Source organism: Marinobacter sp. NP-4(2019), assembly GCF_003994855.1.
GTDB lineage: Bacteria > Pseudomonadota > Gammaproteobacteria > Pseudomonadales > Oleiphilaceae > Marinobacter.
In genome coordinates this window covers 2,465,969-2,480,577 of the sequence record NZ_CP034142.1, presented here as the reverse complement: position 1 = coordinate 2,480,577, position 14,609 = coordinate 2,465,969, and the positions used below count along the sequence as shown (strand labels likewise).

The 14,609-nt window shown below is 58.0% G+C and carries 9 protein-coding genes; 8 read left to right on the top strand and 1 reads right to left on the bottom strand.

What is annotated here, in order from left to right; translation table 11 throughout:
* Window positions 1–48: 48 nt before the first annotated feature.
* The 3 genes from EHN06_RS11255 (at window position 49) to EHN06_RS11245 (ending at window position 7,047) form a co-directional block, all read left to right on the top strand.
* Entirely contained in the window at window positions 49–1,722 is a 1,674-nt protein-coding gene (locus tag EHN06_RS11255) for an AMP-binding protein (protein ID WP_127332668.1), read from the top strand.
* Between the two features lie 157 nt (window positions 1,723–1,879).
* Window positions 1,880–5,824, top strand: a complete 3,945-nt coding sequence (hrpA, locus tag EHN06_RS11250; RefSeq protein ID WP_206075655.1) for an ATP-dependent RNA helicase HrpA — start codon at window positions 1,880–1,882, stop codon at window positions 5,822–5,824.
* Between the two features lie 101 nt (window positions 5,825–5,925).
* A complete protein-coding gene (locus tag EHN06_RS11245) occupies window positions 5,926–7,047 on the top strand; it encodes a beta-ketoacyl-ACP synthase III (RefSeq protein WP_127332667.1) in 1,122 nt (373 codons plus the stop codon).
* 13 nt (window positions 7,048–7,060) lie between these two features.
* Here the strand turns inward: EHN06_RS11245 and EHN06_RS11240 are convergent, their stop codons facing one another.
* Entirely contained in the window at window positions 7,061–7,468 is a 408-nt protein-coding gene (locus EHN06_RS11240; protein WP_127332666.1) for an acyl-CoA thioesterase, read from the bottom strand.
* A gap of 167 nt (window positions 7,469–7,635) precedes the next feature.
* Here EHN06_RS11240 and EHN06_RS11235 point away from each other — a divergent pair, with 167 nt between their 5' ends.
* The 5 genes from EHN06_RS11235 (at window position 7,636) to dinG (ending at window position 14,569) form a co-directional block, all read left to right on the top strand.
* The gene (locus tag EHN06_RS11235) at window positions 7,636–8,346 is read left to right on the top strand and encodes a VacJ family lipoprotein (RefSeq protein WP_416332556.1); all 711 of its coding nucleotides are present in this window, start codon (window positions 7,636–7,638) and stop codon (window positions 8,344–8,346) included.
* A gap of 5 nt (window positions 8,347–8,351) precedes the next feature.
* Window positions 8,352–9,839, top strand: a complete 1,488-nt coding sequence (locus EHN06_RS11230) for a DUF3336 domain-containing protein (protein WP_127332664.1) — start codon at window positions 8,352–8,354, stop codon at window positions 9,837–9,839.
* Between the two features lie 112 nt (window positions 9,840–9,951).
* Entirely contained in the window at window positions 9,952–11,643 is a 1,692-nt protein-coding gene (locus EHN06_RS11225) for an AAA family ATPase (RefSeq protein WP_127332663.1), read from the top strand.
* Window positions 11,643–12,374 (top strand): general secretion pathway protein GspB, encoded by a 732-nt coding sequence (locus EHN06_RS11220; RefSeq protein ID WP_127332662.1) that lies wholly within the window; start codon window positions 11,643–11,645, stop codon window positions 12,372–12,374. Before EHN06_RS11225 ends, EHN06_RS11220 begins: the two co-directional genes overlap by 1 nt.
* Window positions 12,374–14,569: an ATP-dependent DNA helicase DinG gene (gene dinG / locus EHN06_RS11215; protein ID WP_127332661.1), complete on the top strand. Its 2,196-nt coding sequence runs from the start codon at window positions 12,374–12,376 to the stop codon at window positions 14,567–14,569. Before EHN06_RS11220 ends, dinG begins: the two co-directional genes overlap by 1 nt.
* Window positions 14,570–14,609 lie beyond the last annotated feature (40 nt).

Below are 14,609 nucleotides of genomic sequence, written 5' to 3'. Positions count from 1 at the left end.
CGACACTGGTAAATCATTATAAACACAAGCGCCAAACAGGAGATGGTGATGGATTTCGAGCAGTTCTATCAGGACAAATACCCCGCTGGTGTACCCCGTGAGGTAGACTTGAGCAAATACAAAAGCATGGTGGATGTATTTGAGCAGGCCGTAAAGAAATACGCTGATCGGCCCGCATTCAGTGCTGTTGGCGCCACTCTGACCTATCGTGATCTCGATACCCAGAGCCGTAACTTCGCAGCTTGGCTGCAGAACAAGACCGATCTCAAGCCCGGTGATCGTATCGCCGTACAAATGCCCAACGTCAGTCAGTATCCGGTCGTGGTGTTCGGCGCCATGCGTGCCGGTCTGATTGTTGTGAATACCAACCCGCTGTACACCACACGGGAAATGGAGCACCAGTTCAACGATTCCGGTGCCAAGGCCCTGGTGGTTCTTGCCAATATGGCGGAAAACGCCGAAAAGGTATTGCCTCAGACCGGCATCGAGCACGTCATTGTGACTGAGATTGCCGACATGCACTCGCCGATCAAGCGCACGTTGATGAATGCGGTGATCAAGCACGTCAAGAAGATGGTGCCGCCGTTCAATCTGCCACAGGCGCACAAGCTGCCTGCGGTGCTGAGTGCTGGCGCGCGGGAGAAGTTTACTCCGGTAGAATGCAAGCAGGAAGACATCGCTGTATTGCAGTACACCGGTGGCACCACGGGTGTGGCCAAGGGGGCGATGCTGACCCACGGCAACCTGGTGGCCAACCTGTTGCAAACCCGCCCGATGATGGAAGACATCGTGGTGGAAGGTCAGGAAGTGGTTATTGCACCGCTGCCCCTGTATCACATCTATTCCTTTACCCTGAACTGCGGAATCATGCTGGAGGCCGGCGCCCACAACGTGCTGATTCCAAACCCCCGCGACATTCCGGGCTTCGTGAAGGAGCTGAAAAATCACAAGTTCACTGCGTTCCTGGGCCTGAATACCCTGTTCGTGGCGCTGTGCAACAACGACGATTTCAAGGCCCTGGACTTCAGCGGGCTGAAGCTGACTTCTTCCGGTGGTATGGCGCTGACCAGCGACACCGCCAAGATGTGGCAGCGTGTCACCGGTTGTGAAATCAGCGAAGGCTACGGCATGACCGAGACCTCACCGGTGGTGACGTTCAACCCTCACAGTGCTATCCAACTGGGTACGATTGGCCTGCCGATTCCCTCTACGAAGATCAAGACCATCGACGAGGAAGGCAACGAGACCCCGTTGGGGGAGCCGGGTGAACTGTGCGTCAAGGGCCCGCAGGTTATGCGTGGCTACTGGCAGCGTCCGGAAGACACCCAGAAATCCTTCACCGAGGACGGCTACCTCAAGACCGGGGATATTGCTCTGATTCAGGAAGACGGCTACATCCGCATCGTGGATCGCAAGAAGGATATGATCATCGTATCCGGTTTCAACGTCTTCCCGAACGAGATCGAGGACGTGGTAAGCAGCCATCCGAAGGTCGTTGAGTGTGCGGCCGTTGGTGTTCCGGACGCCAAGAGTGGTGAGGCCGTCAAGGTCTACCTGGTGGCGACCGCCGAGGGTGTCTCGGAAAACGAACTTAAAGAGTTCTGCCGCGAGCGCCTGACCGCCTACAAGGTACCGAAAAACTTCGAGTTCCGGGATGAGCTGCCCAAGACTAACGTGGGCAAGATCCTGCGTCGCGAGCTTCGTGACGAAGCGAACGCCTAAAAAGTCAGCAGCAATACTGACTCAAAGCCTGTGCTTGCAGGCTCTACGGTTCACGAAACCCCGCTTTTGCGGGGTTTTTTCGTTTAACAGGCTGGCCGTTCCCGTTAGACTGGCGCCAGTTTCCTTTGATCTATTTCGATACTGGTGAATCCTGTTCATGTCCCGGACCCCGTCGCAATCATCATCTGCCACACCGGATAACGCCTCCACGCCCGACAACAAAGCGGCCGTTAAAGCGATCATGGAGCAACTGGATGCCTGCAACCAGCAGGAAGCTGCTCGTATCCACAAGCTGCTGGCGCGGAAGAAGGGCAAGCCGGGGCCGAAAGACCTGGAAAAAATGGCGGGCTGGCTTGATCGTGGTCTGGCACGGGTGCAACAACGCCAGGCGCTGCACAAACCCGCGACTTTTCCGCCGGACCTGCCGGTGTCCGACCGGGTGGACGACATCTGTGAGGCGATTGATAAACACCAGGTGGTGATCATTGCCGGCGAAACCGGCTCCGGTAAAACCACCCAGATTCCCAAGATCTGCCTCAACAGCGGCCGGGGCATCCGTGGGTTGATTGGTCATACCCAGCCGCGGCGAATTGCTGCACGCAGTGTGGCCGCGCGCATTGCCGAGGAACTGGGGGAACAGACCGGTCAGCAGGTGGGGTATCAGGTTCGTTTTACCGATAACACCTCCGAGCAGTCCCGCGTCAAGGTGATGACCGATGGCATCCTGCTGGCGGAAATCCAGCACGACCGCTTCCTTGATCGTTACGACACCCTGATTATCGATGAGGCCCATGAACGCAGCCTCAACATCGATTTCCTGCTGGGGTATCTGCGCCAGCTGCTGCCCAAGCGTCCCGACCTGAAAGTCATCATCACCTCGGCAACCATCGAGGTGGAGCGCTTCAGCCATTTCTTTGGGGACGCGCCCGTCATCGAGGTCAGTGGCCGTACCTATCCGGTGGACGTGCGGTATCGCCCGTTGACCGGAGATGAGGACGATCGTGACCAGAGCTGGACCGATGGGGTGATCAGCGCCCTGGAGGAAATCGAGCAGCATGAACGGCAGGAGAAGAAGCCCCCGGGAGACGTCCTGGTGTTCCTCCCGGGTGAGCGCGAAATCCGCAACCTGAGCAAGGTGCTGCGCCATGTGGACCTCAAACACACCGAGGTGCTGCCGCTGTACTCCCGTCTCAGTAACCAGGAACAGAACCGGGTATTCCAGGGCCACCGGGGGCGGCGGATTGTGTTGTCCACCAACGTGGCGGAAACGTCGCTGACCGTGCCCGGTATCCGCTATGTTATTGATACCGGGGTGGCACGCATCAGCCGCTACAGCGTGCGCTCCAAGATCCAGCGCCTGCCAATTGAAGCCATCTCCCAGGCCAGCGCCAATCAGCGGGCAGGGCGCTGTGGCCGGGTGGCGCCGGGCATTTGTTTTCGGCTGTATGACGAGACGGATTTTATCAATCGCCCGGAATACACCGATCCTGAAATTCTCCGGACCAACCTGGCCTCGGTCATTCTGCAGATGGCCACTTCCGGACTCGGGGAAATTCGCCATTTCCCGTTCCTCGAAGCGCCGGACCGCCGGTTGATCAATGACGGCTACAAACTGCTGGAAGAACTGGGCGCAGTCGATGACAAACGGCGGGTCACCCGCCTTGGTCGCACCATGTCACGCTTGCCACTGGACCCACGACTGGCGCGGATGCTGGTCACCGCTGCGGAGCAGGGCAGCCTGGCGGAAACGCTGGTGATCATCGCCGGCCTGAGTATTCAGGATCCGCGGGAGCGACCCCAGGAAAAGCAGCAGGCGGCGGATCAGGCCCATGCACCGTTTAACGACAAGGAGTCGGATTTTGCCAGCCTGCTGAATCTCTGGAATTTCTACGAGGAACAGCGGCAGGAATTGTCCCAGAATCAGCTCAAGAAAGTCTGCCAGAAAACCTTCCTGTCCTGGATGCGCATGCGGGAATGGCGGGATATCCACCGACAGCTCACCCTGATCTGCCGTGAACAGAAACTGGCGTTCAACACCGAGCCTGCTTCTTATGATTCGCTGCACAAAGCCATATTGGCAGGCTTACTGGGGCAGGTCGCGGTCAAGGTGGAGAAGCGGGAGTACCTGGCCACCCGCAACCGCAAGGTCACAATCTTTCCCGGCTCGAAGGTATCGAAAAGTGCGCCCAAGTGGATTGTGGCGGCGGAAATCGTCGAAACCAGCCGGGTGTTTGCCCGCATGGTGGCGGCTATCCAGCCGGAATGGATCGAGCCGCTGGCCGGGCATGTTGTGAAGCACCATTATTTCGAGCCCCACTGGGAGCAAAAGCGCGCACAGGTCATGGGCTACGAGAAGGTCACCCTGTATGGCCTGGATGTGGTGCCCCGCCGGCGCATTCCCTACAGCAAAGTGGACCCGAAGGAGTGTCGGGAGCTGTTTATCCGGCGGGCGCTGGTGGAAGGCGATTACCGTTCCCGGGCCCCGTTCATCGAGCGTAACCGGGCGTTGCTGGATACGGTTGAGAACCTGGAGAAGAAAACCCGGCGTCGGGACCTGCTGGTGGACGACGAAGCCCTGGTCGCGTTCTACGATCAGCGTCTGCCGGAGGACATCGTCAGCGGTCGCCATTTTGAAACCTGGTGGAAAGGTCTCAGCGCCGATGAGCTGAAGAACATGGAACTGACCGAGCAGGACATTCTGCAGCGGCCAGTGGATGAACAAGCCGACTCGCTATACCCGGATTACCTGGAGTGGGAGGGCGTACAGTACCCCCTGAGTTACGAATTCGAGCCCACCAGTGAACGGGACGGCGTCACCCTTCAGGTTCCTCTGATGGCTCTCAAGCAGATTCCCTCACGCAGGTTGGAATGGCTGGTGCCGGGATTACTGCGGGAAAAATGCATTGCCCTGGTCAAGGGGCTTCCCAAGGCCCTGCGCAGGAATTTTGTGCCGGTGCCGGATTTTGTCGATGCCGCCCTTGAGAATATGCAGCCGTCCAATCAACCCCTGGCGATTCAGCTCGGAGAGCAGTTACGTCGCATGACCGGGGTGCGGATAGATCCGGAAGCCTGGCCCGAAGACGAACTGCCCCGGCACCTGCGGATGAATGTTCGGGTGCTGGGGGATGGCGGCAAGGTGATGGCCGAAGGACGGGAGACTTCGGTACTGCAGGATCAGCTTGAAGGCAAGGCCGAAGCGGCCCTTGCCTCCGCTGCCCAGGCACCTGACGATGCCCGGCAGGAGCAGGAGTATGTCGACTGGGACTTCGGGGTGCTCCCTGAATCGGTCCAGACTGAAAAAGGCGGTATGCAGGTGACCGTGTATCCGGCGTTGGAAGACCTCGGTAAAGCCGTAAAGCAGGCTCGCTACCTGGACCCGCTGACGGCGGAGGACGCCACTCGAAAGGCGGTCGCGAGACTGTTGCTCAACCGTTTCGGAAACACGCTGGATGACCTGGAGCGCAAGCTGCCCCATTTTAAGGCGTCAGCGCTCATGTTCGCCCCTGTCGGGCAAGCCCGGGTCTTGCTGGACGACCTGCTGGTGGCGACCGCCATGGAGCACTTTCTGTCGGACGTCCTGCCCCGTGACCGGCAACAGTTCGAGGTCATTTTCGACGGCGGGCGCGGGGATTTCATACCGGCCCTGGAACAGGCGGATGAACGTCTCCATCAGGCGATGAAGGGCTACCATGCGGTGGCCAAGCAACTCAAGGGCAAGATCAGCCTGGCACAGGCCAATAGTATGGCCGACTTGAAGTTCCAGCTTCAGCATCTCGTCTACCCGGGCTTTTTGGTGGCCACGCCCACCGAATGGCTGGAACAGTTTGGACGCTACTTCGAGGCGGCGGCCATCCGGTTCGAAAAAATGCCCCGGGAAATGGGGCGTGAGCGGGAGTTTCTCCATACCATTGAGCCGCTCTGGTCACGCTACGCCAGTAAACAGGAAGAGCAGCAGCGCCAGGGTGTCCGGGATCCGGAACTGGTGCTCTATCGGTGGATGCTGGAGGAATTTCGGGTGTCTTTCTTTGCCCAGCAACTGGGCACCGTCATGCCGGTGTCTGTCAAACGGCTGGACCGCCAGTGGGAAAAGACCCGTGTCTGAGGCCTCCATAGGCGCGAGCAAATTGTCAGGACTGTGTTACTATTTGGTGCATAAGCGGAATGTTCTTTCATTTGTTTACACTACCATGACGTGGGGTTAGCGTGATTAAAGCCGTCATCAGCGGAACCGGTCTGTATACACCGCCTGCAACCATCGACAACGACGAACTGGTGGAGGCATTCAATGCCTTCGTTGAGATTCATAATGGCCAACATGCCGACGAAATCGCCCGGGGCGAACTGGAAGCTCTGCAGCCTTCCTCCTCCAGTTTCATTGAAAAGGCATCCGGCATTAAACGTCGTCACGTGATCGACAAGAGCGGCATTCTGGATCCGGAGCGAATGGCACCGCACATTCCCGAGCGCGGGAACGATGAGCCCTCGGTGCAGTGTGATATGTCGGTGGCTGCCTGCAAGGAGGCCCTGGAGCAAGCCGGGAAGACCGCGGCGGATGTGGATGCGGTGATCGTTGCCTGTTCCAACATGCAGCGTCCTTACCCGGCCATTTCCATTGAAGTCCAGAATGCCCTGGGGATCGATGGGTTCGCCTATGACATGAACGTAGCCTGCAGTTCAGCAACGTTTGGTCTTCAGGCGGCGGTCAATTCCGTGGAGAACGGCAGCGCCCGCGCGGTGTTGGTGGTCAGCCCTGAGATCTGCTCCGGCCACCTGAATTTCCGGGACCGCGACAGCCACTTCATTTTCGGCGATGCCTGCACCGCCATACTGGTGGAGCGTGAGGAAGATACGGCTTCGGGGCAGGGATTCGAAATTCTCGGCACCAGTCTCAAGACCAAGTTCTCCAACAACATCCGTAATAACTTTGGTTTCCTGAACCGGGGAGATGAGTCCGGAATTGGCAAGCCGGACAAGCTGTTTGTGCAGCAGGGCCGGAAGGTATTCAAGGAAGTATCGCCGTTGGTTGCCGAAACTATCCTGAATCAACTGAACGGGCTGTCACTGGCGCCAGACGACCTGCGTCGCATGTGGCTGCACCAGGCCAACCTGAACATGAACCAGTTGATTGCCCGCAAGGTCCTGGGTCGCGATGCCGATACCGATGAGGCGCCGGTGATTCTTGACGAGTACGCCAACACCAGTTCGGCCGGTTCCATCATTGCTTTCCATAAACACAAGGATGACCTGAAATCCGGTGATCTGGGCGTGATCTGCTCCTTCGGGGCCGGTTATTCTATCGGCAGCGTCGTTGTACGCCGCCGATAACCCCGGCTAACATTCATTCGGCTGCCAGGGCCCTGAGTTTGTCCGGCAGTCGGGTGGAGGAACGGGCTGCCCGATCGAACCAGACAATCTTGGCGTAACCCTCGGCATACAGTTCACCTGTGTCGGCATCCGTCAGGGTATGATACGTATCCAGACTGGTATTGCCGGCCTTGTCGGCGTATGTTTTCACCACAACGGTGGCCGGGTGATTCAGCTCCTTCAGAAAGGTGGCGCTGGTCTTTATAATGATCGGCCCATCGGCTGCCTCGGGACCGCCTAATTCAAGGGATCTCAGCCATACGATCCGGGCTTCCTCGAAGAATCGGAAATAGACCGTATTGTTGGCATGGCCGTAAGCATCCATATCTCCCCAGCGAAGGGGAACGGACAAGGTGTTGACTAGATTTCCCGGTACTGACATCGGGTTCCTCCGAACCTGAGAGCGAATAAGAAGAAAAACAGAGCCGGTATTTTCGACGAACTGAAACGGATTTAACAACCTCAGGCTCAAAAATGACAGATTATTTTTCACGATGCCGTGCATTGGTGGTCGTGCTGGTCGCTCTCGTCGGGTTCGTGGGTGGCACTATGCAGGTGGCAGCCCAGAATGTGCAGGAACCAGCCCCCGAGATGTCCAGTCCGGTCAACGAAACGGATCCTTATGAAGACTGGAATCGCAAGGTATATGGTTTCAACGAGACCATCGATAACTGGTTTCTAAGACCTGTAGCCAAGGCGTACCGGTGGGCAATGCCGGACTTTGCCGACCGAGCCGTGACCAATTTTTTCAATAACCTGACCGAAGTCCGTAATTTCGCAAACAGTCTGTTCCAGCTCAAGGGCGAATCCGCTGTTGTGGCGGCAGGCCGCTTCACCTACAACACGGTTTTTGGGCTGGGAGGATTGATTGACGTCGCGACTGCCTTCGATCTTCCGGAGCGTCCGGAGGATTTTGGTCAGACCCTGGGTTATTGGGGTGTTGATTCCGGTCCCTACCTGATGCTGCCATTCCTGGGTCCGTCCAACCCCAGGGATTTTGCCGGGTTCGGGACCGACCTGCTGCTTCTCCCATCTGCCTGGGATGCTGCCGAGGAGCCGGATGTCTATTTCGCCAGGACGCTGCAGATCGTGGATAAACGGGCCGATCTCATCCCTGCGGAAAGCTTTATGTCCGGGGACGGCTATACTTTCGTCAGGAACGCGTATCTGCAGCGTCGGGAATACCTGATTAATGATGGCAAGACGACATCCGACCCGTTTGCAGATGAAGACGATGATCTGATGCTGGAAGATTTCTGACTGCAATGACCGATGACCGCATTCGCAAGTTTCGTAAAATGCTGGCGGAGGCACCCAATTACGAGGTCTGGAAAGCCGCCGCCCTCGAACTCGACTTCCTTGAGGGCAATGTCGAGTGGAAAGAGGATTTTGTTTCCGACCTTTATCACTATGAGCTGATCTATGACCGGCTCAGCAACCTTCGCCAGTATCGACAGCAGAACGATTTCGAGCGTTTGAAACGAGCGTTACGGGAAGGTCTCCACCACGATCTGGGCAACATGGGCAATGCCGCCCTCTACAGTCGGTCCCGCGTGGGCACCAAGCATCTGGTTGAGGAATACATCACCCAGGTCTGCGAAGCGCTGGATTTCCTCTGTGATCACCCTGTTCCAGGGTTTCCTGTGTCCGACAAGCTGCAATTTTTCCGGGATACCCTGACCAGCTACGGTCGCCCGACGCTGTTGCTCAGTGGCGGGGCGACGTTGGGTATGTTCCATTTTGGTGTGATCAAGGCATTGTGGGAAAAGGGCCTGTTGCCGCAGGTGGTGGCGGGCTCCAGTATCGGGGCGATTATTGCCGGAATACTGGGTGTTCACACCGATGCGGAAATTCCTGAAATGCTGGTGCCGGAGCACCATCACCTGAAAGCCTGGAAGTGGCGTGGCCTGATCAGTGCGATGCGGGGGGACGGGCTGATGGACCAGGATCAGTTGAAAGCCTGTCTGAGAGCGAATATTGGTGAGTATACGTTCGAGGAGGCGTTTCAACGTACCGGTCGTTCCATCAACGTCAGCGTATCGCCTGTACAGACGCATCAGAAGGCGCGGTTATTGTGTGGCTATACTTCGCCTTATATTCTGGTGTGGAGTGCCGCCATGGCCAGTGCTGCGGTCCCGGGCATTTACCCACCGGTGACCCTGATGAAGAAGGATATACACGGAAACTCGCTGCCGTACATGCCCCGGTTGAAATTCGTGGATGGATCGGTGGTCAGCGACTTGCCGATTGAACGGCTGATGCACCTTTATGACGTCAACTTCACCATTGTCAGTCAGACCAACCCCCACGTTGTGCCGTTTCTTAATCGACGCGGCCGGGATGAAAAGCTGAGCCTCGCAAACCTTCCGATGCACCTGCTTAAATCCGAGATCCAGTTTCACGGGCAGGGGCTGTTTGATTATCTTCGCAAGCGGGTTCGCCCTGAGATCATGCGTCAGGTGTCGGGCCAACTGTATACCATCATGGCCCAGCGTTATTCGGGGGATGTCACCATCGCACCGTCATACCGGTTACGGCATTTCCGGCGTATGCTGGCGAACCCGGAGCCAGAATATGTCCGGGAGATGATCCTGGCGGGGGAGCGGGCCACCTGGCCAAAGATTTCGATGATCCGTTCCCATGCGCGTATCTCGAAGACCCTGGAGCGTTGTGTCCGGCGACTCAAACATCAGCAGAAACGGGCAAACGCCGAGCTCAAACTGGTAAGCAATGCAGATTCCGGTACCTCCTGAGATGACATTTCCCGGGGCCGGGCGGTATGATACCGCGATGGCCGGGAAGCCTTCTGGGGAATCGCCTCCACTGACTTCCGCAAGCTCCGTTTGAGCACCTGACTGGACTCTCATGTACTACGATTTTTTCGGTTTTCGGGAACCCCCGTTTTCGATTGCTCCGGACCCCCGTTATCTGTTTCTGAGCGAGCGTCATAAAGAGGCGCTTGCACACCTGATGTACGGCGTTCAGGGGCAGGGTGGTTTTATTGTGATTACCGGTGAGGTGGGTACCGGTAAGACTACCGTGAGCCGCTGTTTTATTGAGAACGTCCCGGATCATGTCGATATTGCTTTGATTCTCAACCCCCGGCTATCCGCCAGGGAACTGTTGTCATCCATTTGCGACGAGCTTGAGATTCCCCATCCGGTCGGGGCCAGCATCAAACAGTTGGTGGATCTGATCAACACCGACTTGCTCAAGGCCCATGGGGCCGGGCGACACAAGGTTCTGATGATTGACGAAGCCCAGAACCTGTCCGCCGACGTGCTTGAACAGCTGCGCCTGTTAACCAATCTGGAAACGGCGGAGAAGAAACTGCTCCAGATCGTCCTGCTGGGTCAGCCCGAGCTTCAGGAATTACTGGCACGACCGGAGCTTCGTCAGCTCAACCAGCGTGTCACCGCGCGCTATCATCTGGACGCCCTGAGCAGGGATGAGCTGCCGGGGTATCTGAGGTATCGACTGGGGGTGGCCGGTCTAAGGGCGGATATATTCACTGGCGGCGCCATCAAGAAGCTGTTTAAAGTCAGCAACGGTATCCCCCGGCTAATCAACCTGATCAGTGATCGCGCACTGCTCGGCGCTTATGCCGAGGGTGAGCATGTGATTACCGCAAGTCATATCCGCACGGCAGCAAAAGAAGTGAACGGCAGCCGTTCCCCAGCCGCGCGACCGGTATCAGGACGCGGTGTCGATAAGCCCCGATACCTTGCCCTGGCGGCCTCGGTGCTGGTGGCCATTATCGGTACTGTCTGGCTGTTTGAGCGCTGGCAGGTGGGCGCCGAGGCCTCCACGCCGCTGACCGGGGAACAGGGCGTCGCTGTTACTGGTACCATTGAGCGCGCTGATCCCGTACCCGAGCCTGAATCTCCGGAACCGTTACCCGAGCCTGTGGCAGAACCGGCCCGATTGTTCGAGTTCGACACACACGGTCAGTCACAGGCCAATGCTTTTCGTAGTCTCTTTGATCTCTGGGGAGCCGACTACGTCCCTTCCGATAACCCTGAGGCCTGCATATTCGCCCGGATTAGAGGCCTCGCCTGTCTGGCACGACAGGGCACACGCCGAAGCCTCGAGCTGCTCAACCGACCGGCGATCCTGGAGCTCCGCAATGCTGAGGGGCAGCGGCGCTATGTGACTATTCAGCATCTTGATGGAAAACAGGCTGTTGTGGCGACGCCAGAAGGTACCGAGAGCTATTCGTTCGATTCCCTGGAAGCATTCTGGTTCGGCGAATTTACCGTACTGTGGCAGTTGCCGCCCTATATGGACGACAGCGAAGACAGCAGCGAGGCCAGCACCGAACAGCTTTGGCTGAGCTCCCGAATGATGGAGTTGGCGGATCTGCTGTCCACCGGGCGCGAGCAAAGTGACCAGATCAAGCGTATGGAAACCCGCGAGCAGGTACGCTGGTACCAGCAGAAAAAAGGGCTTGTGGTGGATGGCATTGCTGGCGCCATGACACTCATCCAGATCACCAACGACCTGGATGAAAAGGTACCAAGGCTGGTGTCGACCGGTGCGTCGCAGGGGGATCACTGATGTCCTATATCCTGGATGCTCTGAGGAAATCCGAGACTGAACGCCGTCAGGGTAAGGTACCGGATCTGGGTCAGCAGGTTCAGCTTATCCATAAGCCTCGTAAAAAGTCTGTGCCGGCGGCCGTCTGGGTCGCGGTTGCGTTGATTATCAATGCTGCGGTCCTGGCGGTGATTTTCTGGCCCGGTGGTTTAACCGCGGTGGGTGATGAAGCGGAAAAGCCCGGCGCTGATCGGCATGTACAAGCCGCGGAACCAGAATCGAAAACCGAGTCTCGACAAACCCCGGAGGAAGCCCCGATTTCCGATCAGCCCCCTGAAACAGACACTGCCGGGATCGTACCGGAGTCGTCCGTTGACGAGCCGCCGGTGGATGCCATCGCCGAGAGTGGCGGGGCAGAGCCCCGTCTTCGTCCGACCGTGATTGTACCCAACCGGACGGTGTCTGAGCCGGTGCCAACTCAGCCTGAGCAGGAGCCGGTGGGTCGTGTGCCCCACCTGGTTGAATTACCCCTGCCATTCCAGAAGAGTATTCCCGATTTGATTTTCAACAGTCATATTTACTCGTCAGAACCGACTGCCCGACGGGTGATGATTAACAATCAGTACATGAGAGCTGGCGACAGCTTCTCGGGCATCCGCGTTGAGCGCATCACCGAAGACGGCGTGGTTCTGAGCAAGAATGGTCGCCAGTTCCGCGTCGGTGTGGTTCGCGACTGGATGAGTCCCCGCTGATGGCCCTCACAGACGACACCAAACAGCTGATTCAACAGGCCTACCGCGATGTATTGGCAGGAAAGGACATTCGTGCGCGTTATGGCCAGCGCCTGATGATTGCGGAAATCGCCCGTTATATGGGCGATATCACCGATAATGACGGCCAACGAACGTCGCCGCCATCGGCCTGTGTTGTGGAGGCGGGAACCGGTACCGGCAAAACCCTGGCGTACCTGATTGCTGCCATTCCCGTTGCCAGGGCCCTGGGCAAGACCCTGGTGATCTCGACGGCAACGGTGGCACTGCAGGACCAGATCGTTCACAAGGATCTGCCGGATCTCAAGAAACACAGCAAGATGGACTTCACCTGGACCCTGGCCAAGGGGCGGGGGCGCTATCTTTGTATGTCCCGTCTGGAAGCCCGGCTTCATGATGAGGGCAATGGCGACAGCGATACCATGCCGCTGTTCCTGTTGGATGGTCCCGGTAACGAAGAGCCGGGCACCCGTGCCTTCTTCGAGGATATGCTCGCCAGCTACGGTTCCCGGACCTGGGACGGTGACAGGGACCATTGGCCGGATCAGATTCCCGACGATATCTGGCGACAGGTCACCACCGATCACCGTCAGTGTACCAACCGCCATTGCAGTTACTTCGACAGCTGTGCGTTTTTTGACGCCCGCAAAGACCTGGACGACGCCGATATCGTTGTAGCGAACCATGACCTGGTGCTGGCGGATCTGGCCCTTGGCGGCGGCGCTATCCTGCCCGAGCCGGAGAATGCCCTGTTTATCTTTGACGAGGCCCATCACCTGCCGGACAAGGCATTGAACCACTTTGCCGCATCGGTTCCGTTGAACGCGACCCGCCAGTGGCTTAAACAGCTGTCCCAGGCTTTGGGAAAAATGCAGCCGTTCCTGGCGCCGGCCACCCAGGCCGCCAAAACCATTGATCGCGTCAGCGAAGCGTCCCGTGGGGTCGATGTGGCCCTGACGGAGGTTTACAGCGAAGCGGAGCAGAATACCGGATGGGAGTTCAGCGAAGAACGCCGCACTGCCCAGTGGCGGTATCCGGAAGGGGAATTGCCGGAAGCTCTGGCCGGGTTGGCCGCCAATGCACGGGTCGCAACGGCCAGCCTGGTGCGACAGCTGGGTGTTCTGGTGGATGAACTCCAGAAGGCGTTCGACGAACGCAAGGAACATGAGGTGGACCGGGAAACTGCTGAATCCTGGTATCCGGTGATTGGCTCCTTTCATGCCCGAGCCGAAGATCAACTTCGTCTCTGGGTCGCCTGGTGTGAAACCACGGGCAGCAAACCCGTTGAAGGCGAAGAAGACTCACAGAGTGAAGAAATCGCCGTAAAACCAAAACTGAAAAGCCCGCCGCCGGCTCGTTGGGCGATTCGCCAGCGTTGGGATCACGCCGAGGACATTACCCTGTACAGCAGTCCGGTACTGGCCGATAACCTGCTGTATTCGCGGCTATGGTCCCGGGCGTACGGTGCGGTTCTGACCAGTGCGACGTTGACCGCACTCGGTCGTTTTGACCGGCTCCAGGCAAGGGCGGGGTTACCGGAAGCCAGTCGTTTCCTGGTGGTACCCAGTTCCTTCCGTTACGCCGAGATGGCCACAGTGGAAGTGCCCGCCATGACAGCGATGCCGAGTGATGATGCCTTCACCGATGCCCTGGTGGAACGTTTGCCGGATCTTTGGGTGGGCGAGAAGGCAACCCTCGTACTGTTTACCGCCCGTCGTCAGATGCAGTTGGTGCGTGATGCCCTGGCGCCGGAGTATCCCGACCTGATCATTACCCAGGACGATATGGCCAAGGGAGAGGTGCTGCGCCAGCACTGTACCCGGGTGGACGAGGGGAGGCCCAGCGTACTTTTCGGCGTGGCCAGCTTTGCCGAGGGCATTGACCTGCCGGGCAAATACCTGGGTCATGTGGTTATCACGCGCTTACCGTTCTCGGTGCCGGATGACCCGATAGAGGCCAGTCTGGCGGAATGGGTCTCCCAGAGGGGCGGAAACCCCTTTATGGAAATTACCGTGCCGGACGCGTCCATCAAGCTGGTTCAGGCGGTTGGCCGGTTGCTTAGGACGGAGCAGGATACCGGGCGAGTAACGATTCTTGATCGGCGCATTGTGGCCCGTCGCTATGGACAGTTATTGCTGGACGCCTTGCCGCCGTTTCGACGCATCATCGAGCAGTAGACCATAAAAAAAGAGCCACCCCGATCGGGCATGGCTCTTG

Bases quoted from the DNA above. Each gene is read 5' to 3' on its own strand.
- EHN06_RS11230 (WP_127332664.1), top strand. From the start codon at position 8,352: ATGACCGATGACCGCATTCGCAAGTTTCGTAAAATGCTGGCGGAGGCA.
- hrpA (WP_206075655.1), top strand. From the start codon at position 1,880: ATGTCCCGGACCCCGTCGCAATCATCATCTGCCACACCGGATAACGCC.
- EHN06_RS11240 (WP_127332666.1), bottom strand. From the start codon at position 7,468: ATGTCAGTACCGGGAAATCTAGTCAACACCTTGTCCGTTCCCCTTCGC.
- EHN06_RS11220 (WP_127332662.1), top strand. From the start codon at position 11,643: ATGTCCTATATCCTGGATGCTCTGAGGAAATCCGAGACTGAACGCCGT.
- EHN06_RS11225 (WP_127332663.1), top strand. From the start codon at position 9,952: ATGTACTACGATTTTTTCGGTTTTCGGGAACCCCCGTTTTCGATTGCT.
- dinG (WP_127332661.1), top strand. From the start codon at position 12,374: ATGGCCCTCACAGACGACACCAAACAGCTGATTCAACAGGCCTACCGC.
- EHN06_RS11235 (WP_416332556.1), top strand. From the start codon at position 7,636: ATGCAGGTGGCAGCCCAGAATGTGCAGGAACCAGCCCCCGAGATGTCC.
- EHN06_RS11255 (WP_127332668.1), top strand. From the start codon at position 49: ATGGATTTCGAGCAGTTCTATCAGGACAAATACCCCGCTGGTGTACCC.